Annotated in this window: 25 protein-coding genes and 1 tRNA gene; 14 read left to right on the top strand and 12 right to left on the bottom strand. The window is 67.6% G+C overall.

The features are described from left to right. Positions 1 to 8: 8 nt before the first annotated feature. The 4 genes from rlmN (at position 9) to ACFOYU_RS01295 (ending at position 2,625) form a co-directional block, all read left to right on the top strand. Positions 9 to 1,328, top strand: a complete 1,320-nt coding sequence (rlmN, locus tag ACFOYU_RS01310; RefSeq protein ID WP_377032150.1) for a 23S rRNA (adenine(2503)-C(2))-methyltransferase RlmN — start codon at positions 9 to 11, stop codon at positions 1,326 to 1,328. Positions 1,329 to 1,423: 95 nt separating this feature from the next. Continuing rightward, complete coding sequence (locus ACFOYU_RS01305; RefSeq protein ID WP_377032149.1) at positions 1,424 to 1,861, top strand: hypothetical protein; 438 nt, start codon at positions 1,424 to 1,426, stop codon at positions 1,859 to 1,861. Then, on the top strand, positions 1,858 to 2,259 hold the full coding sequence (locus tag ACFOYU_RS01300) for a hypothetical protein (RefSeq protein ID WP_377032148.1): 402 nt from the start codon (positions 1,858 to 1,860) through the stop codon (positions 2,257 to 2,259). Before ACFOYU_RS01305 ends, ACFOYU_RS01300 begins: the two co-directional genes overlap by 4 nt. A 129-nt stretch (positions 2,260 to 2,388) precedes the next feature. Further along, the gene (locus ACFOYU_RS01295) at positions 2,389 to 2,625 is read left to right on the top strand and encodes a hypothetical protein (protein WP_226738046.1); all 237 of its coding nucleotides are present in this window, start codon (positions 2,389 to 2,391) and stop codon (positions 2,623 to 2,625) included. A gap of 16 nt (positions 2,626 to 2,641) precedes the next feature. Here the strand turns inward: ACFOYU_RS01295 and ACFOYU_RS01290 are convergent, their stop codons facing one another. Beyond that, entirely contained in the window at positions 2,642 to 3,172 is a 531-nt protein-coding gene (locus ACFOYU_RS01290) for a DUF421 domain-containing protein (protein ID WP_226738048.1), read from the bottom strand. A 435-nt stretch (positions 3,173 to 3,607) separates the two neighbouring features. Between ACFOYU_RS01290 and ACFOYU_RS01285 the strand changes: the two genes are divergently transcribed. Next, entirely contained in the window at positions 3,608 to 4,093 is a 486-nt protein-coding gene (locus tag ACFOYU_RS01285) for a hypothetical protein (protein WP_377032147.1), read from the top strand. A 199-nt stretch (positions 4,094 to 4,292) separates the two neighbouring features. On the opposite strand, the gene ACFOYU_RS01280 is transcribed toward ACFOYU_RS01285, so the two are convergent. Next, positions 4,293 to 4,931 (bottom strand): LysE family translocator, encoded by a 639-nt coding sequence (locus ACFOYU_RS01280; protein ID WP_377032146.1) that lies wholly within the window; start codon positions 4,929 to 4,931, stop codon positions 4,293 to 4,295. 193 nt (positions 4,932 to 5,124) lie between these two features. On the opposite strand from ACFOYU_RS01280, the gene ACFOYU_RS01275 reads away from it, so the two are divergent. The 3 genes from ACFOYU_RS01275 to ACFOYU_RS01265 are packed head-to-tail and all read left to right on the top strand — an operon-like array spanning position 5,125 to position 7,095. Further along, entirely contained in the window at positions 5,125 to 5,682 is a 558-nt protein-coding gene (locus ACFOYU_RS01275; protein ID WP_377032478.1) for a LemA family protein, read from the top strand. A 2-nt stretch (positions 5,683 to 5,684) separates the two neighbouring features. Beyond that, a complete protein-coding gene (locus ACFOYU_RS01270; RefSeq protein WP_377032145.1) occupies positions 5,685 to 6,485 on the top strand; it encodes a TPM domain-containing protein in 801 nt (266 codons plus the stop codon). 1 nt (position 6,486) lies between these two features. Then, positions 6,487 to 7,095 carry a TPM domain-containing protein gene (locus tag ACFOYU_RS01265; protein WP_226738054.1) on the top strand — a complete coding sequence of 203 codons (609 nt, stop codon included), beginning with the start codon at positions 6,487 to 6,489 and terminating at the stop codon, positions 7,093 to 7,095. Positions 7,096 to 7,104: 9 nt separating this feature from the next. Here ACFOYU_RS01265 and ACFOYU_RS01260 read toward each other — a convergent pair whose 3' ends face one another. The 8 genes from ACFOYU_RS01260 to ACFOYU_RS01225 all read right to left on the bottom strand — a co-directional run bounded on the left by ACFOYU_RS01260 (position 7,105) and on the right by ACFOYU_RS01225 (position 14,202). Beyond that, on the bottom strand, positions 7,105 to 7,863 hold the full coding sequence (locus ACFOYU_RS01260; RefSeq protein ID WP_377032144.1) for a DUF1223 domain-containing protein: 759 nt from the start codon (positions 7,861 to 7,863) through the stop codon (positions 7,105 to 7,107). A 10-nt stretch (positions 7,864 to 7,873) separates the two neighbouring features. Then, complete coding sequence (locus ACFOYU_RS01255; RefSeq protein WP_377032143.1) at positions 7,874 to 8,824, bottom strand: lipid A biosynthesis lauroyl acyltransferase; 951 nt, start codon at positions 8,822 to 8,824, stop codon at positions 7,874 to 7,876. A gap of 110 nt (positions 8,825 to 8,934) precedes the next feature. Next, positions 8,935 to 9,957, bottom strand: coding sequence for a zinc-binding dehydrogenase (locus tag ACFOYU_RS01250; RefSeq protein ID WP_377032142.1), 1,023 nt, complete (start codon positions 9,955 to 9,957; stop codon positions 8,935 to 8,937). 194 nt (positions 9,958 to 10,151) lie between these two features. Beyond that, positions 10,152 to 10,898: an SDR family oxidoreductase gene (locus ACFOYU_RS01245; protein WP_226738063.1), complete on the bottom strand. Its 747-nt coding sequence runs from the start codon at positions 10,896 to 10,898 to the stop codon at positions 10,152 to 10,154. A 13-nt stretch (positions 10,899 to 10,911) separates the two neighbouring features. Beyond that, positions 10,912 to 12,186, bottom strand: coding sequence for a beta-ketoacyl-ACP synthase (locus ACFOYU_RS01240; RefSeq protein WP_377032141.1), 1,275 nt, complete (start codon positions 12,184 to 12,186; stop codon positions 10,912 to 10,914). 10 nt (positions 12,187 to 12,196) lie between these two features. Next, complete coding sequence (locus ACFOYU_RS01235; RefSeq protein WP_377032140.1) at positions 12,197 to 13,324, bottom strand: beta-ketoacyl-ACP synthase; 1,128 nt, start codon at positions 13,322 to 13,324, stop codon at positions 12,197 to 12,199. Then, entirely contained in the window at positions 13,317 to 13,781 is a 465-nt protein-coding gene (locus ACFOYU_RS01230) for a 3-hydroxyacyl-ACP dehydratase FabZ family protein (protein ID WP_226738069.1), read from the bottom strand. The genes ACFOYU_RS01235 and ACFOYU_RS01230 overlap by 8 nt, the downstream gene beginning before the upstream one ends. A gap of 139 nt (positions 13,782 to 13,920) precedes the next feature. Further along, positions 13,921 to 14,202: an acyl carrier protein gene (locus ACFOYU_RS01225; protein WP_226738071.1), complete on the bottom strand. Its 282-nt coding sequence runs from the start codon at positions 14,200 to 14,202 to the stop codon at positions 13,921 to 13,923. 312 nt (positions 14,203 to 14,514) lie between these two features. On the opposite strand from ACFOYU_RS01225, the gene ACFOYU_RS01220 reads away from it, so the two are divergent. Beyond that, on the top strand, positions 14,515 to 15,237 hold the full coding sequence (locus ACFOYU_RS01220) for a tyrosine-protein phosphatase (RefSeq protein WP_226738073.1): 723 nt from the start codon (positions 14,515 to 14,517) through the stop codon (positions 15,235 to 15,237). 9 nt (positions 15,238 to 15,246) lie between these two features. Here the strand turns inward: ACFOYU_RS01220 and ACFOYU_RS01215 are convergent, their stop codons facing one another. Further along, positions 15,247 to 17,034, bottom strand: a complete 1,788-nt coding sequence (locus ACFOYU_RS01215) for an ABC transporter ATP-binding protein (RefSeq protein WP_377032139.1) — start codon at positions 17,032 to 17,034, stop codon at positions 15,247 to 15,249. A gap of 115 nt (positions 17,035 to 17,149) precedes the next feature. Between ACFOYU_RS01215 and ACFOYU_RS01210 the strand changes: the two genes are divergently transcribed. Then, positions 17,150 to 17,518: an excalibur calcium-binding domain-containing protein gene (locus tag ACFOYU_RS01210; RefSeq protein ID WP_226738078.1), complete on the top strand. Its 369-nt coding sequence runs from the start codon at positions 17,150 to 17,152 to the stop codon at positions 17,516 to 17,518. Positions 17,519 to 17,591: 73 nt separating this feature from the next. On the opposite strand, the gene ACFOYU_RS01205 is transcribed toward ACFOYU_RS01210, so the two are convergent. Next, positions 17,592 to 17,666, bottom strand: a tRNA-Gly gene (locus ACFOYU_RS01205). Positions 17,667 to 17,818: 152 nt separating this feature from the next. Here ACFOYU_RS01205 and ACFOYU_RS01200 point away from each other — a divergent pair. The 4 genes from ACFOYU_RS01200 to ACFOYU_RS01185 are packed head-to-tail and all read left to right on the top strand — an operon-like array spanning position 17,819 to position 20,226. After that, the gene (locus ACFOYU_RS01200) at positions 17,819 to 18,358 is read left to right on the top strand and encodes a prolyl-tRNA synthetase associated domain-containing protein (protein WP_226738080.1); all 540 of its coding nucleotides are present in this window, start codon (positions 17,819 to 17,821) and stop codon (positions 18,356 to 18,358) included. 39 nt (positions 18,359 to 18,397) lie between these two features. Continuing rightward, positions 18,398 to 19,303 carry a thioredoxin gene (gene trxA, locus ACFOYU_RS01195; RefSeq protein WP_226738082.1) on the top strand — a complete coding sequence of 302 codons (906 nt, stop codon included), beginning with the start codon at positions 18,398 to 18,400 and terminating at the stop codon, positions 19,301 to 19,303. 27 nt (positions 19,304 to 19,330) lie between these two features. Continuing rightward, positions 19,331 to 20,002: an LON peptidase substrate-binding domain-containing protein gene (locus ACFOYU_RS01190; protein ID WP_226738084.1), complete on the top strand. Its 672-nt coding sequence runs from the start codon at positions 19,331 to 19,333 to the stop codon at positions 20,000 to 20,002. 11 nt (positions 20,003 to 20,013) lie between these two features. After that, positions 20,014 to 20,226: a Trm112 family protein gene (locus ACFOYU_RS01185; RefSeq protein WP_226738086.1), complete on the top strand. Its 213-nt coding sequence runs from the start codon at positions 20,014 to 20,016 to the stop codon at positions 20,224 to 20,226. Positions 20,227 to 20,242: the final 16 nt, after the last annotated feature.

The following is a 20,242-nucleotide window of genomic DNA, read 5'->3' as shown; positions in this document are numbered from 1 at the left end:
GATTTCCCATGGCGACGGTGCTCGACATCGCCAAGCGTAACCCTCATGCGGCCCCCCTGGGCGTGAGCGATGCCGCGCGCGCGGCCGGCAATGCGGCAATCGAAAAGACGGCCGAGCTGAACGTGGTCGCAGGCGCAGTCCCCGGCGGCGCCTCCTTGGTCGGCCTGACCCGCGATCAGCTCAAGGATTCCCTTTCGGCCATCGGCGTGCCCGAGCGCGAGCTCAAGATGCGCGTGGCCCAGCTCTGGCACTGGATCTACTTCCGCGGCGCCCGCGACTTCGCCGAGATGACCAATGTGGGCAAGGGCCTGCGCGAGAAGCTCGGGCAGGCCTATACCCTGGCCCGCCCCGAGGTCGTGTCCGAGCAGGTCTCCAAGGACGGCACCCGCAAGTGGCTGATCCGCATGCCCTCCACCGGCCCCTTCGACAAGGGCGCCGAGATCGAGTGCGTCTACATTCCCGAAGTGGACCGCGGCACGCTCTGCGTATCGAGCCAGGTCGGCTGCACGCTGACCTGCTCCTTCTGCCACACGGGCACCCAGCGCCTGGTGCGCAACCTGACCTCCGCCGAGATCGTGGCGCAGCTCATCGTGGCCCGCGACATGATCGGCGACTGGCCGGACGCCACCCCGCCGGAAGGCGCCTTCGTGCCCACCGACGGCGGGCGCTTCGTGTCCAACATCGTGTTCATGGGCATGGGCGAGCCGCTCTACAACCCGGACAACGTGATCGCCGCCATCGACGTCATGTCGGACGGCGAGGGCCTGACCCTGTCCCGCCGCCGCATCACGGTCTCGACCTCCGGCGTGGTGCCGCAGATGGAGCGCCTGGGCAGCGAAGCCAACACGATGCTCGCCATCTCGCTCCACGCGGTGCGGGACGAGCTGCGCGACGAGCTGGTGCCGATCAACCGCAAATACGACATTGGCCAACTCCTCGACGCCTGCCGGGCCTATCCGGGCCTGTCGAACGCGCGCCGCATCACCTTCGAGTACGTGATGCTCAAGGGCGTCAACGACTCGGACCAGGATGCGCGCGAGCTGGTGCGGCTGCTCAAGGGCATTCCGGCCAAGATCAACCTGATCCCGTTCAACCCCTGGCCCGGCTCGAAATACGAGTGCTCGGACTGGGAGCGGATCGAGCGCTTCTCCGAGATCGTCTACCGGGCGGGCTACGCCTCGCCCGTGCGCACCCCCCGCGGCCGCGACATCCTCGCCGCCTGCGGCCAGCTCAAGAGCGAAACCGAGAAGCTGCGCGCCCGCGCCCGCCTGATGCTGGAACAGGGCATCGGGGCCGAAGGCGTGTATGCGCTGGGGGACGGAGAGTAAGTCTCTGAAACATCAAGGGTCGTCCCTCTTCCGGGACGGCTCCTTTTCCTAATCATGATGTGATATCGTTCTACGGCTTATCGCCGGAGAACATCATGTTGCGCATCATAGGAGGCCTTCTCGTAGCGAGTCTTGCGGCTCCCTATCTCGCCTCCTTCTTCATTTTCACTTTCATGATCCTGTTTGGCGGATCGAGCAGCGCCGACTTCACGTTCGGCGCACCGTCACTCGTCGATGAGTTTCTCGACTTCTTCAAGTTCCTGGCGATCGGCAGCCTTGGCGCTGCGATGTTCGGCCTGCCGATCCTTTTCGCAGCCGAGCTGCTTGCCTTTCTGCTCCATAGTCTGGCCCTTGGCTCGAAGCACCACGCCATCGCGAGCGGAGGCAGCCTGGGCTGCTTGTCTCTCACGCTGCTTTTCGTGGCCGATCCGGCCGACTGGCGTGTCTTTCCCCTGGCGGGTTTGCTCGCGGGTAGCATCTGTGGCTGGATCTACTGGCGCATCGCCATGCGCAACCGGGTGAGCCAGCCGTGAAGCATCACCTGCTCGGTCTCTTCGCCGCGAGCGTGACGGCGCCGTATCTGATCGTCTTGCTGATGATCCTCTTCGGCCGGGACCTGCCCTATGATCCCGCCATCAACGACACCGCCCTCCACGGAACGGCGGGTCTCCTGGTGTTCGGTCTTCCCCTCTTTGCCGCCTCGTGCCTCACGGCACTCGTCCTGGCTACGGCCGGATGGACCTCCCGGTCGAGCGCCGTCTTCGGTGGCGCGGTCCTGGGCTTTTGCTTCATCGCAACGGTCGTCGGCGTGGGAACGGGGACATTCATCGGAGCCCTGTCGGGCGCGATCTGTGGCTGGATCTACTGGGCGATAGCGTCCGCTCCGAACGGGCGGGAGGACCGGACCATGGAAGGACCGGATCGGCAGTAAGCTCCTCAACCCTGTCCTTCCCCCCTCCATCGGGGGTAGGAGATATTCCGAATATCGTTGCGCGGCCGCTCCCTTTCCCGGCTATAGTCCCTGCGGGGCGGCCTAAAGAGCTCCTTATGGAGCTCCCCGATGCGCATCCTGACCGCCGCCGTCTTCCTTGCCCTGCTCGCTGGACCGCAGGCCGCCCTCGCCCAGCCGAGGACGGCACCCGACATGTCCCGGACGAAGGCCGACACGCTGACGCCCTTCACGTCCAAGGAATCGGCTGCCCTGGCGGACCGGGCCCGCGAAAGGTCGGAGGCCCTGGAGCGTGCCCGCGACCACCGGATGAAAACCCTGACGCGCAGCATCTGCACCGGATGCTGACCGGCGAGGGCCCCCCTTACGTCAGCTCCCGCGGGTCGTTCGTCATCCCGCCGGCATTCTCGCCGTCGTGACAGATGATGCTGATGCGCCCGTCGCCCTCGATATAGGCCCTCTTCACCTTGGCCGGATCCTCGATGCCCTGCTGGCGCAGCTGGCTCATCAGCTCCTCCGTGGTGATCATCTCCTGGCGCATGTTGCGGCGGAGGAGCCGGCCATTGTCGATGAGCGGAAGCGGCGGCGGGCGCGTGAACTTCTGGAAGAAGCGGAAGTGATAGCCGAGCCAGTCGAGGGCGAAGTTCCAGAAAACGATGGTGAGGACGAGCACCGTTCCTTCGGTGATCGACTTGTACTCGCTGGACATGGCGTTCTGGGCCGCGTCGGCGATGAGGACGATCACGAGCAGGTCGGCGATGCCGATGACGCCCGATTGCCGCTTCATGAAGAAGCGAAGGATCGAGAACAGCACGATGTACATGAACGTGCCGCGGACGAAGATCTCGATGAGCGAGTGCTCGGGGACGAACATCGCGCGCCAATCGACCGACATGCTGCGTCTCCTGTCGCGAGGTTCGGGAAGTGACGCAAGGGAACTAGGGCTCGCTCGCGCGGAGGCCACAAGAGTGCGCCCGCGCACCCGCCGGTAAGGATGCGCTAACCACATGGAAAGGTCGATTGAGCCATTCTCCGGTCTCAGGCGTTCATTCTGTGCAGTATGCGTAGGAGGCGGCCATGACGATCTTCGATCCCAAGACCGGTCAGCTCGTGACCATCGATCTCTCGCCCCGGCCGCGCCCGAAGCACCCGGGCTCCCGCCCGGCGGCCACGGCCCCGAAGGCGTGATCGGAGCGGCTTTTCCCTCCCCTTGCGTCAAGCTTGGCGGCTTGTCTCGGATGCCGATTCGTGGAATGCCAATCCTGCTCCGGCAGGGTCGCGCGACGGCCCCGTTCGTGGCGATCCTCCGCGACCGGCCCGAGGCAGAAAGATGATCCGCTGGCTTCTGCTCATTCCCCTGGCCCTGCTCGTCGCCATCGGCGCGAGCAGCTTCTTCCTGATGATCGCGTCCGTCATCGACCCGGTCATGGCGACGCTCACCGGGGATACGCTCTTCGTCGGCTTCTGGGCCTTCGTCGACGCGGTCTTCTCCGCCGACGATCCCGAGCCCATCGTGACGGAGGCCTTTCTGGCGGTCGGCCGCCTGGTCTTCACCCTTCTGGTGTTCCCGCCCCTGCTCGTGGCGATCCTGAGCGAGGTGCTGGGGCTGCGCAGCCTGATCTGGTACGCGAGCGCCATGGGCGTGCTGACGGCGGCGGTGCCGTGGATCCTGCGCGGAGCGGCCCGGGTCGGCTCGCCCCTGGAGCTTCACGTGAGCCTCGTCCTGGGCCTCACCGGCGCGGTGGCCGGTCTGGTCTATTGGGCCATCGCCGGGCAGAGCGCGGCCCGGCCGTCACGGAACCCGGAAAGCCCCTGAACAAAAAAGTGCGGAAGCAGCATGCCCCCATGCCGCCTCCGAAGTTTGGGAGGAACTCTGACTGAAATGCCAAGTCAGTATTGATACTTTGTATCGTATTGATCGGGGGGGTCAATTAGTTCGGATGGCCGATGATCGCTCTAGATCGTCCGGCCGATGGCGCCCCGGCACATCGAGACGGAGCCTCGGGTCCGTCCCTCTAGCGCGTGGTCGTCAGGATCTTCACCGCGAAGGCCGAGAACAGGCCGGCGAAGGAATAGTCGATGCCCCGCATCACCCGCGGATGGTTGCGCAGGAGCGCGAGCACCTTGTCCGCCCCGAGGACCATGATGGCCCCCATGGGGGCCGTGAGGGCGACGAAATAGAGGCCGAGGAAGACCAGCTTGTCCGCCGCGTGGGGATCGGCCGCATTCACGAATTGCGGCAGGAAGGTCACGAAGAACAGAACCACCTTCGGGTTGGTCAGGTTGATGCCGACACCCACGAGGAAGGTCTTCCAGAACGAGACCTCGCCCTTGCGCTCCACCTTCACATGGAGGGCCGAGCCGTTGCGCACAGCATCGAAGGCGAGCCACAGGAGGTAGAGCGCGCCGACCACCTTCAGCACCGTGAAGGCGGTGACCGAGGCAGCGAGGAGGGCCGAGAGACCCAGCGCCGCCAGGAGGGTGTGGACGCAGCAGCCCGCCATGGCGCCCAGCATGGAGGCCATTCCCGCCTTGCGGCCGCCCGCCATGGTCTTGGCCAGGAACAGGCTCATATCGGGTCCGGGCGTGATGAACAGGACGACGCAGGCGAGCGAATAGGTGAGCAGGATGCTCGGGTCGGGCAGAAAATTCATGGGCCACCTGTCGGGCGAAGCGACCGGATCATGCCCGAGTTCCCCCTGGGGAGCCAGACAAAAGCGTCTTGTTGAACGGCGTGCCATGCTCCATTTGTTGAAGCCGCGAAGGCGGGATCCGAATCAAGAAACAAGAGATGAAACAATGACGGGATTGCTGTTGCCGGCTCGAATCCGTGCCGTCCTGACCGTGATGATGGTGGCACTGGGGCTCTCCGCCTGCGGCATCAACAATGTCCCGACCCTCGAGGAACAGGCCAAGTCGGCCTGGAGCGAGGTGCAGAACCAGTACCAGCGCCGCGCCGACCTGATCCCGAACCTGGTGGAGACGGTGAAGGGCTTCGCCCAGCAGGAGCGCGAGGTGCTGACCCAGGTCACGGAGGCCCGCGCCCGCGCCACGCAGATCCAGGTCGATGCGTCGACCGTGACCGACCCGGAGAAGTTCCGCCAGTTCCAGGAGGCGCAGAACCAGCTTTCCGGAGCGCTCGGCCGGCTGCTCGCCACCGTGGAGCGCTATCCCGAGATGAAATCCAACGCCAATTTCCTGGCGCTGCAGTCGCAGCTCGAGGGCACCGAGAACCGCATCGCCGTGGCCCGGCGCGACTACATCGAGGCGGTGCGGGCCTACAATACGGAGCTGCGCACCATCCCGGGCCGCTGGATCGCCGCCATCGTCTATCCGGAGGCGCAGCCCATGCAGACCTTCACGGCCACGGCAGGCGCCGACCGGCCGCCGCAGGTGCAGTTCTGAGCGTGACCCGCCGATCCCGGCGCACCGTCCGCCTCCCCTTCAGGGAGAGGTGGGTTGCGCCCTTCATTGCCCTCCTGCTCCTCCTCGTCCCGGCTGCAGCCCTCGCCCAGTCCTTTCCCGCCCTCACCGGCCGGGTGGTCGATGCGGCGGGCCTCCTGACGCCGGACCAGCGCGCGGCGCTCGAAGCCAAGCTCAAGGCGTACGAGGACAAGACGTCGGACCAGGTGGTGGTGGCGACCCTGCGCTCCCTCGACGGGCTCACCATCGAGGATTACGGCAATCGCCTCTTCCGGCACTGGCGGCTGGGTCAGGCGGACAAGGACAACGGCGCCCTGCTTCTCGTGGCCCCGAACGAGCGCAAGGTGCGCATCGAGGTCGGCTACGGGCTCGAGGGCGCCCTCACCGACGCCCTGTCCAGGGTCATCATCACCACCGCCGTGGCGCCCCAGTTCCAGAAGGGCGACTTCGCCGCCGGCATCGATGCGGGCGTCGACGCCATGCTGTCGATCCTGACCGGCGACGCCGAGGAATGGCACCGCCGGGCGGAAATCCGGGAGGACCGGTCCACCACCGCCGATCCGATCGTCTCCTTCATCATCTTCGTGGTTCTCTTCCTCATCATCTGGCGCATGATGGGCGGAGGCGGCCCACGCGGCATGAGACGCGGACGCCGCGGCGGTCCCGTCTTCATCCCGATGGGCGGCGGGTGGTCCGGCGGAGGACGGGGCGGCGGCTTTTCCGGAGGCGGCTTCCGGGGCGGAGGCGGTTCGTCCGGCGGCGGCGGCGCTTCGGGGAGCTGGTAGGATGATTTCGGCCGACGACTACGCGCGCCTCGACGGCGCCATCCGCGACGTGGAGGACCAGACGGCGGGCGAAATCGTGGTCGTCGTGGCGGGCCAGGCGAGCGAATACCGCTCCATCCCCCTCCTCTGGGCCCTGCTGGGAGCCCTCCTCACGCCGTGGCCGCTGATCTGGTTCACGGCTATGGGGCCGACCCGGATCTTCCTGGTGCAGCTCGCGGTGGCGCTGGGCCTGAGCATCCTCCTGTCCTGGCCGAAACGGCGCCATGCCCTTGTGCCGGGCTCCATCAAACGGACGCGGGCGCACGAGGCGGCGGCGCGGGAATTCCTGAGCCGCGGGCTCACCCGCACCCGGGAGCGGACCGGCGTCCTGATCTACGTCGCCCTGGCCGAGCACCATGCCGAGATCCTGGCCGATACGGGAATCGCCGACCGGGTCGAGCCCCGGGTCTGGCAGGACATCATCGCCGGGCTGACCGCCGAGATCCGGGAGGGCCGGCTGGTCGACGGGCTCGTGGCGGCCATCGGTCAGGCGGGGGCGATCCTGGCGCAGCACGCGCCCCCGCGCTTCGACGACGCGGACGAGCTGCCGAACAAGGTGATCGTGCTCTGAGCGCGGCGCTCAGTAGAGGCCGGGGCTCTTCGCCGCGCCGAGAATGACGCCGGGCTTCATGTGCTCCGAGGTCTGCAGCAGCACCACGTAGCCGTCGGCGCCGCTGCGGGCGACCTCCAGGGGAACCTCGAACTCGGCCGAGCCGCCCCGCCACTCGCCGATGCGCTTGAGGCCGCGCACCACGTTGGCATAGGTGACGCTCCGGCCCCGGTTCTCGCCGCGCTCGATGGGCACCGTGCGGGTGCGCAGAACCGGCAGGACCCAGACGTCGGCAGCGCGCATATCCGCCATGGCGGTCTCGCTCACGGCGATCTTCGCCACGCCGTTCTGCTCCTTGATCGTGACGTCGAGGGGCAGGTTCGGCTGCGACGCGGTCACCTCCTTGATCGAGTCCTCAACCTGCGCCCGGTTCGAGCCGATGCAGGGCTTGGTGCCGTTGACGATCATCTGGGGCGTGTAGACCTGCCGGTCGCCGCGGGCATGGGCATAGGCCTTCTGCCGCTCCGTGAACGCCTTGTGGGCGAGCGTGTCCTTCCAGCCGAGATAATCCCAGTAGTTCACCGGGAAGGACAGGGCGACCACGTCCGGCTCGCGGGCGAGCTCGACGAGGACCGCATCAGCCGGAGGGCAGGATGAACAGCCCTGGCTCGTGAACAGCTCGACGACGGCGCGGGGTGGTTCCGCCTGGGCAGGCTGCATGAAGGCGGCGAGGAACAGGGCCGCCGAGATCAGTTTCAGTCGTGACACCATGATACCGCCATGGAACACGAATCCCTCCTCAAGGGGAACTCACTTTACCTTGAACGGTTGCAGGAACCCGCCAGCGGCGGTGCATCCAGAGCCATTGCTCCGGGTGTTCCCGCACCCAGCTCTCCACCACGGAGGTCATGACCTGCATGGCGCCCTGCACGTTGATCTGCCCGTCGGGGTCGCGGGGCAGGTTGAGCGCCGGGGTCAGCTGCAGGCGGAAGCGGTGGCCCGGCAGGCGGATGACGCGGACCCCGTGGACCGGGCAGTCGAACCGGCGCGCGAACTTGCCGAGGATCGGGTTCACCATGGCGGGGCGGCCCATGAAGTTCACCGGGACGCCCCGGGTGAAATGCTGGTCGATGAGCATGCCGAGATGGCCGCCCTTCTCGAGGGCGCCCTGCATGGCGAAGGCCGCGCCCTGCCGCGCCGCCTCCAGCCCGCCCATGGTCTCGCTGCGGATTTCGTGCAGCACCCGGGCCACGGCCGGGTCGTTCGGCGCGCGGAACACCGCCGTGGCATCGAGACCGAACCGGGCGGCGCAGATCGCCGGCAGTTCCCAATTGGCCAGATGGGCCGAGAAGATGATGCCCGGCCTGCCGTCGTCGCGAAGCGCCAGGAAGTGCTCGATGCCGTCGACCTCGGTACGGCCGGGCACGGGACTGTCCGGATCGTAGTCGAACAGCCGGCCGAGATGGGGATACTCGCCGCCGACGCGGCCGAGATTGTCCCAGGCGGAGAGCGCCAACGCCTTGACGTCGGCCTCCGGCATGTCCGGATAGACCGCCCGGATATTGGCGGTCGCCGTCTTGTGAGCCGGCAGGAGCGGCCCGATCGTGCGGGTCAGCGCCGCGCCCACCGCCCCCGAGCGCTCCGGCCCCAGGGCCCGCGCCAGGCCGAAGACGCCGCGCACGAGCCCGACCATGACGGTTTCACTCAGGCGGGAGGCGATGCTGCGGGAGCGTTTGGAAGGTTGAACCACGAATTCGTCCTGGCGTGAGAGCCCCATTACGACGGGAGACGCGTCTTTTCGCGTCTCGCCCCCGCCGTCAAGGCCCGATCATGCGCGGCAGCTTGTCCTCGGGGACGCGTTCAGAACGCAATCACCACCTTGCCGAAGACCTTGCGGCCTTCGAGGCGCTCCAGGCCCTTCTGGAAATCGTCCAGCGGGAAGACGGAATCGATCACCGGGCTCATGCCGTCCGCCATCTTGTCCAGCGACTGAGCGATGTTCTCGATGCGGCACCCGAAGGAGCCGAAGATGCGGTATTGCTGCTGGAAGAGCTGCATCAGGTTCATGGTGGTGGACACGCCGGAGGTCGAGCCGCAGGTGACGAGCCGCCCGCCGCGCTTGAGGCAGAGCAGCGAACCGTTCCAGGTGTCGGCCCCCACATGCTCGAACACCACGTCGACCCCTTTACGCTTGGTCAGGCGACGCACCTCGCCCTCGAAGCGCTCAGTGCGGTAGTTGACCACGTGATCGGCGCCGAGCGCCTTCGCCTTCTCGCCCTTCTCGTCGTCGCCCACCGTCGTGTAGACCGTGCAGCCGATGGCCTTCGCCATCTTGATCGCCGCCGTACCGATGCCGGAGCCGCCCGCATGGACGAGGATCGACTCGCCGGGCTCCAGCTTCGCGTTGTCGAACAGCATGTGCTGCACGGTGCCGAAGCCGATGGGCGCGCAGGCCGCCTCCTCGAACGACACACCCTGCGGCACCGGAATGACCAGCCGCTCGGGACGGTTGATCAGCTCGCGGGCGAAGCCGTCGATATGGAAGCCCATGATGCCGGCGACGTTCTCGCAGAGATTGTCGCGGCCCTCGCGGCAGGCCTTGCAGTGCCCGCAGGTCTCGGCCCCGTACATGGTGACCGGGTCGCCGGCCTTGAACCGGGTCACGCCCTCGCCCACCGCCACGACCTCGCCCGAGGCCTCGACCCCCACGGCCTGGGGCATCTTGCGCTTGGCGAAGGCCATGCCGCGGAAGCCCCAGACGTCGAGATAGTTGAGGGCGAGCGCCCGGACGCGGATCTGGACCTCGCCCGCGGCCGGCGGCGGCGGGGCGTCCATCTCGGTGAGGCGCAGGTCACGGTCGCCGAAGAGCTGAAGGGCACGCATGGGATGATTCCGTCTGGGGCGTCATCCCGGATTCGGCTCCGGGTCCCGCGGCTCGAACGAAGACGCGGACGGCCGGGACGGGCCCGGCCATGACGGCGAGAAATTCTGTTCGCGGCTTAATGGGCGGCGCAACGGATGACAAGCTTTGTGCGCGACGTGCTTCCACCTCCCCCAGGAGGGAGAGGCGAGGACGGCTACCGATGCACGCCCAGCATCGAGGTCAGGCCGCCGTCGATGGGCAGGACCGCGCCGGTGATGTAGGCGGCGGGCTCGCTCATGAGGAAGGCCGCCAACCCTGCGATCTCCTCCGGCTTGGCGAAGCGTCCGGCCGGGATCTGCTTTTCCATGTTCTCGCGATAGGCCGCGTAAGGGGCCATCATGTCCGTGTCGATGAAGCCCGGCGCGATCACGTTGACGGTGACGCCGCGCTTGGCGGTCTCGACGGAGAGCGTGCGGCAATAGGAGATCAGGGCGCCCTTGGAGGCCGCATAGGCGGCGTTGCCCGGATTGCCCTGGAGCGCGGCCACCGATCCGATGGCGACGATGCGGCCCGCCTTCTGGCGGATCATGCCGCGCATGAGTGCCTTGGCGATGCGGGTGAGCGACCAGAAGTTCACCTGCATGGCCGCCTCGGCCTTGTCCTGCTGCATCATGGCGGCGAGCGCGTCGTAAGGCTGGCCGGCATTGTGCACGAGGCCGAAGAAGGCCTCGCCCTCGATGGTCTCGCAGAAGGCCTCCAGCGCCGCCTTGTCGGCGAGATCGACCGAATGGGCCGTGACGGTGCGGCCGGGATGGGAGCCCATCAGCTCGCCGGCGAGGGCCAGGGCGGCGTCGCCGGACGAGCGGTAGGTGAAGTCGACATCGTGGCCGGCGGCGACCAGCGCCCGCACGATGGCGGCGCCGACGCCTTTTCCGCCGCCGGTGACGAGAACGCGGGTCATGATCGGGCTCCGGTTATTTGGGTTCCGCTCCGAAAACCAGGCAGGTGTTCTGCCCGCCGAAGCCGAAGGAGTTGGACAGCACGTAATTCACGGTCGCGTCGCGGGCCACGTTCGGCACCACGTCGAGCGGGATCGACGGGTCCGGCATCGCATGGTTGATGGTCGGCGGGATGCGGCCCTGGGCGATGGTGAGCAGCGACATCACCGCCTCGACCGCGCCGGCGGCCGTGAGCGTGTGGCCGATCATCGACTTGTTCGACGAGATCGGCACGTCCTTCATGCGCTCGCCGAACACCGCCATGCAGCCCATGGACTCCATCTTGTCGTTCTCGGGCGTCGAGGTGCCGTGGGCGTTGATGTAGTCGATGTCGTCGGGCGACACGCCCGCATCGTCCAGCCCCGCCTTGATCGCCGCGATGATCGGCGTGCCGTCCGGGCTCGAGCGGGTGCGGTGGAAGCCGTCGCCCTTCTCGCCGCAGCCGAGCACATAGCCGAGGATCTTCGCGCCGCGCGCCTTGGCGCTCTCGGCGTTCTCCAGCACGAGGGCCGCCCCGCCCTCGCCCATGACGAAGCCGTCGCGGTTCTTGGAGAAGGGCTTGGAGGCCCCTTCCGGGTTCTCGTTCTGGGTCGAGAGGGCCGACAGCAGCGAGAAGCGGATCAGGGATTCCGGGTTCACCGAGCCGTCGGTGCCGATGCAGAGCGCCGCGTCCGTCTCGCCGCGCCGGATCGCCTCGACGCCGAGCTGGATCGCGGTGGCTCCCGACGAGCAGGCGGTGGACAGGGAGATCGGCGAGCCCCTGGTGCCGAACCGGTCGGCCATCCGGTCGGCCACCGTGCCGAAGATGAAGAGGTCGTGCCACGGCTTGAACTCGCCCGAGGCGGCGGCCTTCAGCAGGTCCTTGTAGGTGACGTCGCCGTTCTCGCCGGAGGCCTTGGCCAGCGCCTCGCGCTGCGGCCATTCCATCTCGACCGGAGGCACGGCAATGAAGAGCGCCCCCGGAAAATCGCCCTCCGGCAGCCCCGCCTGCCCCACCGCTTCCTCGGCGGCGAGCATCGCCAGGCGCTCGGACAGCATGGGCGCGCAGAAGGGCTCGACCTCGACGCTGTCGATGGTGCCCGCGATCGTGGTGCGCAGGCCCTCGGTCGGGAAGCGGCTGATGCGGCGGATGCCGGACTTGCCGGCGGTCAGCGCCGCCCAGGTGTCGTCCTTGCCCTGGCCGAGGGACGTGACCGTGCCCATGCCGGTGACGGCGACGAGCGGACGTCCCTGTTTGTCGCGAAGCGCCATGGCTTTCTCCTTATGGGGCTTTGGTGAGCCGCACGGCCCCTTCGCCGCGCCAATGGCCGACGGAGGTGACGAGGGCCTCGCCGGCCCTGCCCTCGGCGATGAGGGCCGCCGCGAGGGCGACGCCGATGGGAGCCTGGGCCTCCATCGTGTGGCCGACCACGTCGCCCGTGGCGTGAATGGCGGCGGTGGGAGCCAGCTCCGTCAAGGCGGCCTGTTCGTCCTCCGTGATGCCCTTCACGCCCGAGGCGCCGGAAATCACCACGTGGGGCCGGGCGCCGAGGGTTTCGGCCTGGGCGCGCAGCGCCTTGCCGACGCTGCCGGGCGCGCGGCGGCCGCGGTCCGAGGTCACGCCGGCGACGGTCGCCAGAGCCTTGGCGCCCCTGGACTCCGCGTGCTCGCGGGATTCCAGCACCATGAAGCAGGCCCCGCTGCCGAGGATCATGCCGCCGCCCTCGTGGGTGCGCTCGCGCACCGGCAGATAGGGCTTCTTCCAGAGGAAGCCGCCCATTTCGTAGATGAGGATCACGTCCGGCCGTTCGGCGTTGTAGGCGCCGCCCACCAGGAAGATGTCGTTCTGGCCGGAGGCGATGCGCTCCCGCGCGACGCGGATCGCGTCGACGCCGCTCGATTCCTCGCCCATGAAGGTGCGCGACGCGCCCGTCACCCCGTGGACGATGGAGATGTTGCCGGCGAGCAGGTTCGAGAGCTGCGCCAGGAACAGCGTGGGGCGCAGGTCGCCCATGAGGCGCTCGTTGAGGAACACGCCGGGATTTTCGGCCTGACGCAGGCCGGTGAGGATCTGCCCGTCGACCGCGTAGTCGCGCTCGCCGCCGCCGGCGGACACGATGAGGTGCATGCGGTTCTTGAGCGCCGCATCCTCCTTGGCGCCCGCCGCTTCGAGGGCGAGGCCGGCGGCATAGCAGCCGAGCTTCTGCCAAGCCTCCATCTGCCGCTGGTCGGATTTCTTGGCGATCTGCCTGTCCCAGTCGAGCGCCACCGCCGGATGGACCGGATAGGGCGCGAAGCGTTCCGTATCGACATGGGGGGCGGCCTGACCGTTCAGGGCCGCCACATGCGGCTCCAGGCCCTCGCCCGCGCTGGAGACGAGGCCGATGCCGGTTATCACCACGTCACGCATCGGTCGTCTCCAAAAGGCCGATGCGGCGCCCCTGGGCGCGCATCAGGTCGTCCATTCCGGGGGGGAAGGGCATGATTCTGAACCGCAGCTCGGCGTCGCAGATGGCCTTGCCCTCGACGGCGATCTTCGCCTTCGTGACCGCATAGCCCGAGCCTTCGTGCTCGAGCTGCGCCGAGACGGTCAGCACCGTGCCGGGACCGACGAAGGTGCGGAACCGCGCCTTGTCGACCGCCATCAGGAACGGCATGTGGGTGAAGTCCATGAGGCCCAGCACGAGATAGCCGGAGGCCTGGGCCATGGTCTCGGTGAGCAGGACGCCCGGCACGAGGGGATGGCCCGGAAAGTGCCCCTCGAAGACGGGGCTTTCCATCGGCACGGTGGACCGGACCTCGATCCGCTTGGTCTCGCGGTCGAGCTCCGTCACCCGATCGATCATTTCAAAGTATTCGAGGCGCATCCGGACCCAAGCCTATTCCGTTTCGTGCCCGGCAGGGCCTGAGGAAAGGAACGAAAACCCATGAGGCGGGGCTCTGGTGGATCGCCTCTCCGAACCGGCCCGTCCGGGCCGGCCCGCCGGGGATATGCCGTGCTGTTTTTTAAGCCTTCTTGGCCGCGATGAGCGCATCGATATGCGCCACGAGGTTCTTCAGGACGAAGTATTCCTCGGCCGGAGCCTTGCCCTCGTTGACTTCCTGTGTCCACTGCTCGAGCGGCAGCTTGATGCCGAAGGCCTTGTCGATCGCGAAGGCGATGTCGAGGAAGGCGAGCGAATCGATGCCCAGATCCTCGATGGCATGGCTGTCCGGCGTGATCTGGTCGCGCGGGATATCGGCCGTATCGGAAATGATGCCGGCGACGGTCTCGTAGGTGGACGACATGGCGCCGCTCTCCTGCAGTGCTTGGTCTCGACGATGCGGTGCCGGGCCTGACGTCCCGATCTCGGCCGCTCTTGTCGTCAAGGAGGGTTGTATCGAAACGCACCCCTTACACGACCGGCCGCGGGGCGGCAACTAATAGGATAGGCTTGCGGTAGGATGGCCTGGGCCCGCGCCGGCGGGGCGCGAAGGCTCCGGGGGCCTGCGTCAGTCGGTGAGCGTTGATTATTCCGCCACCATCGCCGATAAGGGGCGGCTTTTCGGGGCCTGGGCCCCGTCTTTCTCTCTTTCGATAGACCTCGAAACCGGATCGACGTGATTAACAGGTTCCTCAAGCCTGAAGTCCGCTATGCGCGGCGCATGGCCCGCATCGCCCGCTGGGACAGACCCGTCGAGAACGGGATCGGCCGCCTGCGCGCCTGGGCCCACATGCTCCTCGTGGACCACGGGGTGTTCCGGCTGATCTACCTGAACAAGCACCGGGTCTCCGACCGGCTCTGGCGCTCGGCCCAGCCCGCGCCGCACCAGATCGCCCGTCTCAAGGCGGAGGGCGTGCGCACCATCATCAACCTGCGCGGCGGGCGCGAGCACGGCTCCTGGCAGCTCCAGAAGGAGACCTGCGAGCGGCTCGGCATCCACCTGACCGAGTTCATCGTGCGCTCCCGCGGGGCGCCGGACCGGGAAACCCTGCTCAGGGCGGCGGAATTCTTCCGGGGGGTCGAGTTCCCGGCGGTGATGCACTGCAAGTCCGGGGCCGACCGGGCCGGCTTCGTGGCGGCGCTCTACCTCATCGTCCACGAGGGGCGCTCCGTGGACGAGGCCCAGCGGCAGCTTTCCATGCGCTACGGCCATTTCAGGTTCTCGAAGACCGGCATCCTCGACGCATTCTTCGACCTCTACCGCCGCGAGGGCGCGGCCAAGGGCCTGCCGTTCCTGACCTGGATCGAGACCGAATACGATCCCGAGGCCCTGGAGCGCAGCTTCAGGCCCGGCTTCTGGTCCAACATCCTCGTCGACCGGATCATGCGGCGGGAGTAGCGGGATCCGTCAGCCGGTTCCCGTCCGCACAGGCTCCCCATCGTCCGACAATTGCAGCCGGTGCAGGCGCGCATAGGTGCCGCCCTTGGCGATCAGGGTCTCGTGCGACCCCGTCTCCGCGACGCGCCCGGCTTCCATCACGACGATCTTGTCGGCGTCGCGAACGGTCGAGAGCCGGTGGGCGATGACCAGGGTGGTGCGCCCGCGCATGAGCCGCCGGATCGCGTCCTGGACCAGCCGCTCCGATTCCGAATCCAGGGCGCTCGTGGCCTCGTCGAGGAGCAGGATCGGGGCGTCCTTGAGGAAGGCGCGGGCCAGGGAGACGCGCTGGCGCTCGCCGCCCGACAGGCGCCCGCCGCCGGGGCCGACCACCGTGTCGTAGCCTTGCGGCAGCCGCATGATGAAGTCGTGCGCCGCCGCGGCCTTCGCGGCCTCCATGATCTCGGCCTCGGACGCGCCGGGCCGGCCGAAGGCGATGTTGGCCCGCACCGTGTCGTCGAACAGCACCACGTCCTGGCTCACCACCGCGATGGCCGAGCGCAGGGATTTCAGGGTCACGTCGCGCACGTCCTGCCCGTCGATCAGCACCGCCCCCTTCGTGACGTCGTAGAGGCGCGGCACCAGGGACAGGAGGGTCGACTTGCCCGACCCGGAGCGTCCGACGAGAGCGGTGGTGCGCCCGGCCTCGGCCACCAGATCGACATGGTCGAGCGCCGCCGCATCCTGGCCGTAGGAAAAGCCGAGACCGGAGAAGCGGACTTCCCCGCCGCTGACCGTCAGCGGCTTGGCGCCGGGCTTGTCCTGGATCCGCGGGGCCTCGTCCATGACCGCGAAGGTGCGCTGCAGGGCGGCCGCCGCCTCCTGCACGATGGCGTTGAGGTTGCCGAGCGCCCGGATCGGCTGGGCGGCCAGGATCAGCGCGCTCACGAAGCCGGTGAAATCGCCCACCGTGCTGCCGCCGGACACGATGCGCTGGCCGATCAGCACCAGCACGGCCGCCACCGCGAAGCCGCCGCCCGCCTCCAGCAGCGGATCGAGACGGCCGCGGGCGTTGGCGGCTTTCATCTTGAGGCGGCGGATCTCGTCGAAGGTGCCGGCCGCCTTGCCCTTGAGATAGCCTTCGAGATTGTAGGTCTTGGCGATGCGGGTGCCGGCGAGGCTCTCGGTGATCAGGCTCGCCATCTGGCCGGTCTGCTCCTGGGTCGAGACCGCCACCCGGCGCAGTTTGCGGCCGATCTTCTCGATCGGCCAGGCGATGAAGGGCACGGTGAGGCCAGCGACCATGGTCAGCACCGGGTCGATCCAGATCATGGCACCCACGAGCGCGATGATCGTGGTGACCTCGCGCAGGAACACGGTGGAGAGACGCGTGAGCGCCTCCTTGATGAACAGGAAGTCCGTGGTGAAGCGCTGGGTCAGCGCCGCCGGGCTCTCGCGCCCGATCTGGGCGATGTCGGCGTCGATCATGTGCCCGTAGAGCGCGGTCTGAAGGTCGGCCTCGATCTTGGTCACCACCCGGTTGGTCAGGATCGTGAGCGCCAGAAGCGAGAAGCCCTTGACCGAGGTGACCGCGATGACGAAGAGCGGCGCCAGCAGGATCGCATTCGCGTCCCTGGCCGCGAAGGCGTCGAAGGCCGCCTTGATCAGCACCGGATAGAGGCCGGTCGCGCCGGACACCAGCACCACGAGCATGAGCACCAGCGCCAGCGCCTTGGCGTGCGGACGCATCCAGTCCCGCCACAGGCGGCGGATCAGCGGAAGGGTGTCGCCCCTCGACAGGAGGCTTTTTCCGGCCATCGTTCTCGCTCCAGGATCAGGCGCCCGGGTAGCATGGGGAAGGCAGGGCGGCAAACGCGGCAAACATAGCCTTCGAACATTGTTTCATGATAATCGATCCCGCCGGGGGATTGAAATGAAGGTTTTGCCGGAAGGATGGCGGGTTCACCGCGGGCGCGATCCCGAAGCGGAGCTGCGTAGCCTCAAGCGGCGCTTTCAAGCCATTTCCGGCCGCTTCCACCGCGCGGAAAAGCTCCGCCGCCTGTACCGGTGGGTCAGGATGGCGGCTTTTGCCGCAGCCGTGTCCTTTGCGCTCACCGCCGTTGCGCTGAGTTTCAGTCCCTGGCCGCTGCCGACAACGCTCAGGCACATCGCGGCCCTGCCCCACTGCAGGGCCGCCCGAGCCGTCGATTTGGCGCCCGCCTACAGGGGCGAACCGGGCTACTGGCGGCATCTCGATGCGGATGGCGACGGCAGGTCCTGCGAGCCCTGGACCCTGCGCTGATCCGAGCCGATGGCGGACAGCAAAAAGCCGCCCGGAGGCGGCCTTTGCAGTTTCCAATGAGGTGCTTGGAAAATGGAGCGGGCGAAGGGATTCGAACCCTCGACCCCAACCTTGGCAAGGTTGTGCTCTACCCCTGAGCTACACCCGCGCTCCGCGACGCCGGGGCGTCGTTGCGAGGCCGCTGATGTGCCCGAAAACGGGGCGCTTTGCAAGAGGGTTTTCGAAAGAAGTTTGCGCGAACGTCTTGAGCCGCCGTGGCCTGATCGCTTAGAAGCCGGGCACGACCGGAGTTTTCGCACCTTGTCCCATCTCTCCCCGCAAGCCCTGCTGGATCACTTGGCCGCACTCGGCATCCAGGCCGAGACCGTGGAGCACGAGCCCGTCTTCACCGTGGCCGAATCGCGGCCCGTGAAGGCCCGTATTCCCGGCGCCCATTCCAAGAACCTGTTCGTGAAGGACAAGAAGGGCCGCCTGTTCCTGATCACCGCGAAGGACGAAACGCCCATCGACCTGAAGCGGGCCCACGAGGCCATCGGCGCCTCGGGCCGCCTCTCCTTCGGCTCCGCCGAGCAGCTGCGCAGCGTGCTGGGCGTCGAACCCGGCTCGGTGACGCCCTTCGCCATCGTCAACGACAGGGCCGGCCAGGTGACCATGATCCTCGACGCCAATCTGATGGAGCACGAGCGGGTGAACTTTCATCCCCTGGTCAATTCCATGACCACGGGCGTTTCCCGCGAGGATCTGCTACGATTCATCCGCTCCACGGGCCATGAACCCGTCATTCTTCGCCTTCCCGAACCGTCGCAGGAATTGCCAGACGGCTCCGCCGCTCCCATCTGAGGGGGAGGTTCCCTCTCACGATTGCCCCTCGAGGATCGCATGCTTTCCGACAACCCCACTCCCGCGACTCCGTCCGACGATCTCGTGAAGGACACGACCACCGCCTCCTTCCGCCAGGACGTTCTGGCGGAATCGATGAAGCAGCCGGTGCTCGTGGATTTCTGGGCGCCCTGGTGCGGCCCGTGCAAGCAGCTCACCCCCGTGCTGGAAAAGGCCGTGCGCGCCGCCGGCGGCCGGGTGAAGCTGGTGAAGATGAACATCGACGAGCATCCGCAGATCGCCGGCCAGCTTGGCGTGCAGTCGATCCCCGCCGTCTTCGCCTTCCAGCGCGGCCAGCCGGTGGACGGGTTCATGGGCGCCCTGCCGGAGAGCCAGATCAAGGGCTTCATCGAGCGCCTCGTCGGGCCGCTCGGCCCCAGCGCCGCCGAGGAGCTTCTGACTGAAGCCGACCGCCTGGCGGCCGAGGGCGACGCGGGCGGCGCGGCGGAGCTCTACGCCGCCGTGCTGTCGCAGGATCCCGAGAACGTCCAAGCCCTGGCCGCCCTCGCCAAGCTCCATGTGGAGCTGGGCGACATCGAAAATGCCAAGCGCCTGCTCGACATGGCCCCGGCCGCCAAGGCGAACGACCCGGCGATCCTGGGCGCCCGTGCCGCCATCGAGCTTGCCGAGCAGGCCGGCTCGCTCGGCGACATCGCCGATCTCCAGCGCAAGGTGGAGGCCGACCCGAAGGACCACCAGGCCCGGTTCGACCTCGCCGTCGCGCTCAACGCCCGCAACCGGCGCCAAGAAGCTGTGGACCAGCTCCTTGAAATCGTTCGCCGCGACCGCAATTGGAACGATGACGGCGCACGCAAGCAACTCGTCCAGTTCTTTGAGGCCTGGGGCCCGATGGACGAGATGACGTTGGCGGGACGGCGGAAGCTCTCCTCGATCCTGTTCTCTTGACGCCGTTTCGCCTTTGGGGAGATCGGAATGGGAATGAACGCGGTGTACCGAGGACCTGGGGATTGTCCCAAGGTCGTTCCGGTGTTTCCGCTTCCCGGAGCCCTTCTCCTGCCCCGCGGGCAGATGCCGCTCAACATCTTCGAGCCGCGCTACCTGGCGATGGTGGACGACGCCCTCAGGGGCGACCGGATCATCGGCATGGTCCAGCCGGACGCGGATGGCGGCGGCACCTCGATGGCGCCGAAGCTCTATCAGGTCGGCTGCGCCGGACGCATCACGCAACTCGCGGAGACCGGTGACGGACGCTACCTGATCACCCTGGTTGGAATCGCCCGCTTCCACATCGAGACGGAAATGCCCACCACGACCCTCTACCGCCAGTGCCAGGTGAACTTCGAACCCTTCGCCGCCGACTTCACCGCCCGCGCCGGCGAGAACGAGGTCGACCGTGCCGGGGTCGTGAAGGCCCTGCGCGACTTCGTGGAGGCGGCGGACGTGCGGGTGGACTGGCAGGGCATCGAGGAGGCGCCGAACGAAGCGCTGGTCAACGCCCTGTGCATGATGAGCCCGTTCGGCGTGCGCGAGAAGCAGGCGCTCCTGGAGGCTCCCGACCTGAAGCAGCGCGCCGAGGTGCTGATCGCGCTGACCGAGATCGAGCTCGCCCGCAGCGGCTCGAACTCGGATTCGACCATGCAATAGGAACACCGCCCATGACCGACGACACGTCCCAGCCGAAGCCGGTGGAGGCCACGCGGATCGACCCCAAGCTTCTCGAACTGCTCGTCTGCCCCCTGTCGAAGGAATCCCTCGACTACGACCCGGCGCGCCAGGAGCTGATCAGCCGCCGCGCCAAGCTCGCCTACCCTATCCGCGACGGCATTCCGATCATGCTGCCGGAAGAGGCGCGGCAGCTCGGCGATTGAGGCGGCGCAACGCCCG

It is taken from the genome of Microvirga sp. GCM10011540 (genome assembly GCF_042650665.1).
Lineage (GTDB): Bacteria > Pseudomonadota > Alphaproteobacteria > Rhizobiales > Beijerinckiaceae > Microvirga > Microvirga lenta.
The sequence above is the reverse complement of the archived record's forward strand: the minus strand, read 5'-3'. Positions and strand labels throughout refer to the sequence as shown.

Coding starts and splice junctions, on each gene's coding strand:
- ACFOYU_RS01250 (WP_377032142.1), bottom strand. CDS start 9,957: ATGCGTGCCCTTCAGCTCTTCGGCGACCGTGACCTGCGCCTCACCGAG.
- ACFOYU_RS01240 (WP_377032141.1), bottom strand. CDS start 12,186: ATGGCGCTTCGCGACAAACAGGGACGTCCGCTCGTCGCCGTCACCGGC.
- ACFOYU_RS01285 (WP_377032147.1), top strand. CDS start 3,608: ATGATCCGCTGGCTTCTGCTCATTCCCCTGGCCCTGCTCGTCGCCATC.
- ACFOYU_RS01245 (WP_226738063.1), bottom strand. CDS start 10,898: ATGACCCGCGTTCTCGTCACCGGCGGCGGAAAAGGCGTCGGCGCCGCC.
- ACFOYU_RS01280 (WP_377032146.1), bottom strand. CDS start 4,931: ATGAATTTTCTGCCCGACCCGAGCATCCTGCTCACCTATTCGCTCGCC.
- trxA (WP_226738082.1), top strand. CDS start 18,398: ATGCTTTCCGACAACCCCACTCCCGCGACTCCGTCCGACGATCTCGTG.
- ACFOYU_RS01190 (WP_226738084.1), top strand. CDS start 19,331: ATGGGAATGAACGCGGTGTACCGAGGACCTGGGGATTGTCCCAAGGTC.
- ACFOYU_RS01215 (WP_377032139.1), bottom strand. CDS start 17,034: ATGGCCGGAAAAAGCCTCCTGTCGAGGGGCGACACCCTTCCGCTGATC.
- ACFOYU_RS01305 (WP_377032149.1), top strand. CDS start 1,424: ATGTTGCGCATCATAGGAGGCCTTCTCGTAGCGAGTCTTGCGGCTCCC.
- ACFOYU_RS01230 (WP_226738069.1), bottom strand. CDS start 13,781: ATGCGCCTCGAATACTTTGAAATGATCGATCGGGTGACGGAGCTCGAC.
- ACFOYU_RS01295 (WP_226738046.1), top strand. CDS start 2,389: ATGCGCATCCTGACCGCCGCCGTCTTCCTTGCCCTGCTCGCTGGACCG.
- ACFOYU_RS01290 (WP_226738048.1), bottom strand. CDS start 3,172: ATGTCGGTCGATTGGCGCGCGATGTTCGTCCCCGAGCACTCGCTCATC.
- rlmN (WP_377032150.1), top strand. CDS start 9: ATGGCGACGGTGCTCGACATCGCCAAGCGTAACCCTCATGCGGCCCCC.
- ACFOYU_RS01235 (WP_377032140.1), bottom strand. CDS start 13,324: ATGCGTGACGTGGTGATAACCGGCATCGGCCTCGTCTCCAGCGCGGGC.
- ACFOYU_RS01225 (WP_226738071.1), bottom strand. CDS start 14,202: ATGTCGTCCACCTACGAGACCGTCGCCGGCATCATTTCCGATACGGCC.
- ACFOYU_RS01275 (WP_377032478.1), top strand. CDS start 5,125: ATGATGGTGGCACTGGGGCTCTCCGCCTGCGGCATCAACAATGTCCCG.
- ACFOYU_RS01185 (WP_226738086.1), top strand. CDS start 20,014: ATGACCGACGACACGTCCCAGCCGAAGCCGGTGGAGGCCACGCGGATC.
- ACFOYU_RS01265 (WP_226738054.1), top strand. CDS start 6,487: ATGATTTCGGCCGACGACTACGCGCGCCTCGACGGCGCCATCCGCGAC.
- ACFOYU_RS01210 (WP_226738078.1), top strand. CDS start 17,150: ATGAAGGTTTTGCCGGAAGGATGGCGGGTTCACCGCGGGCGCGATCCC.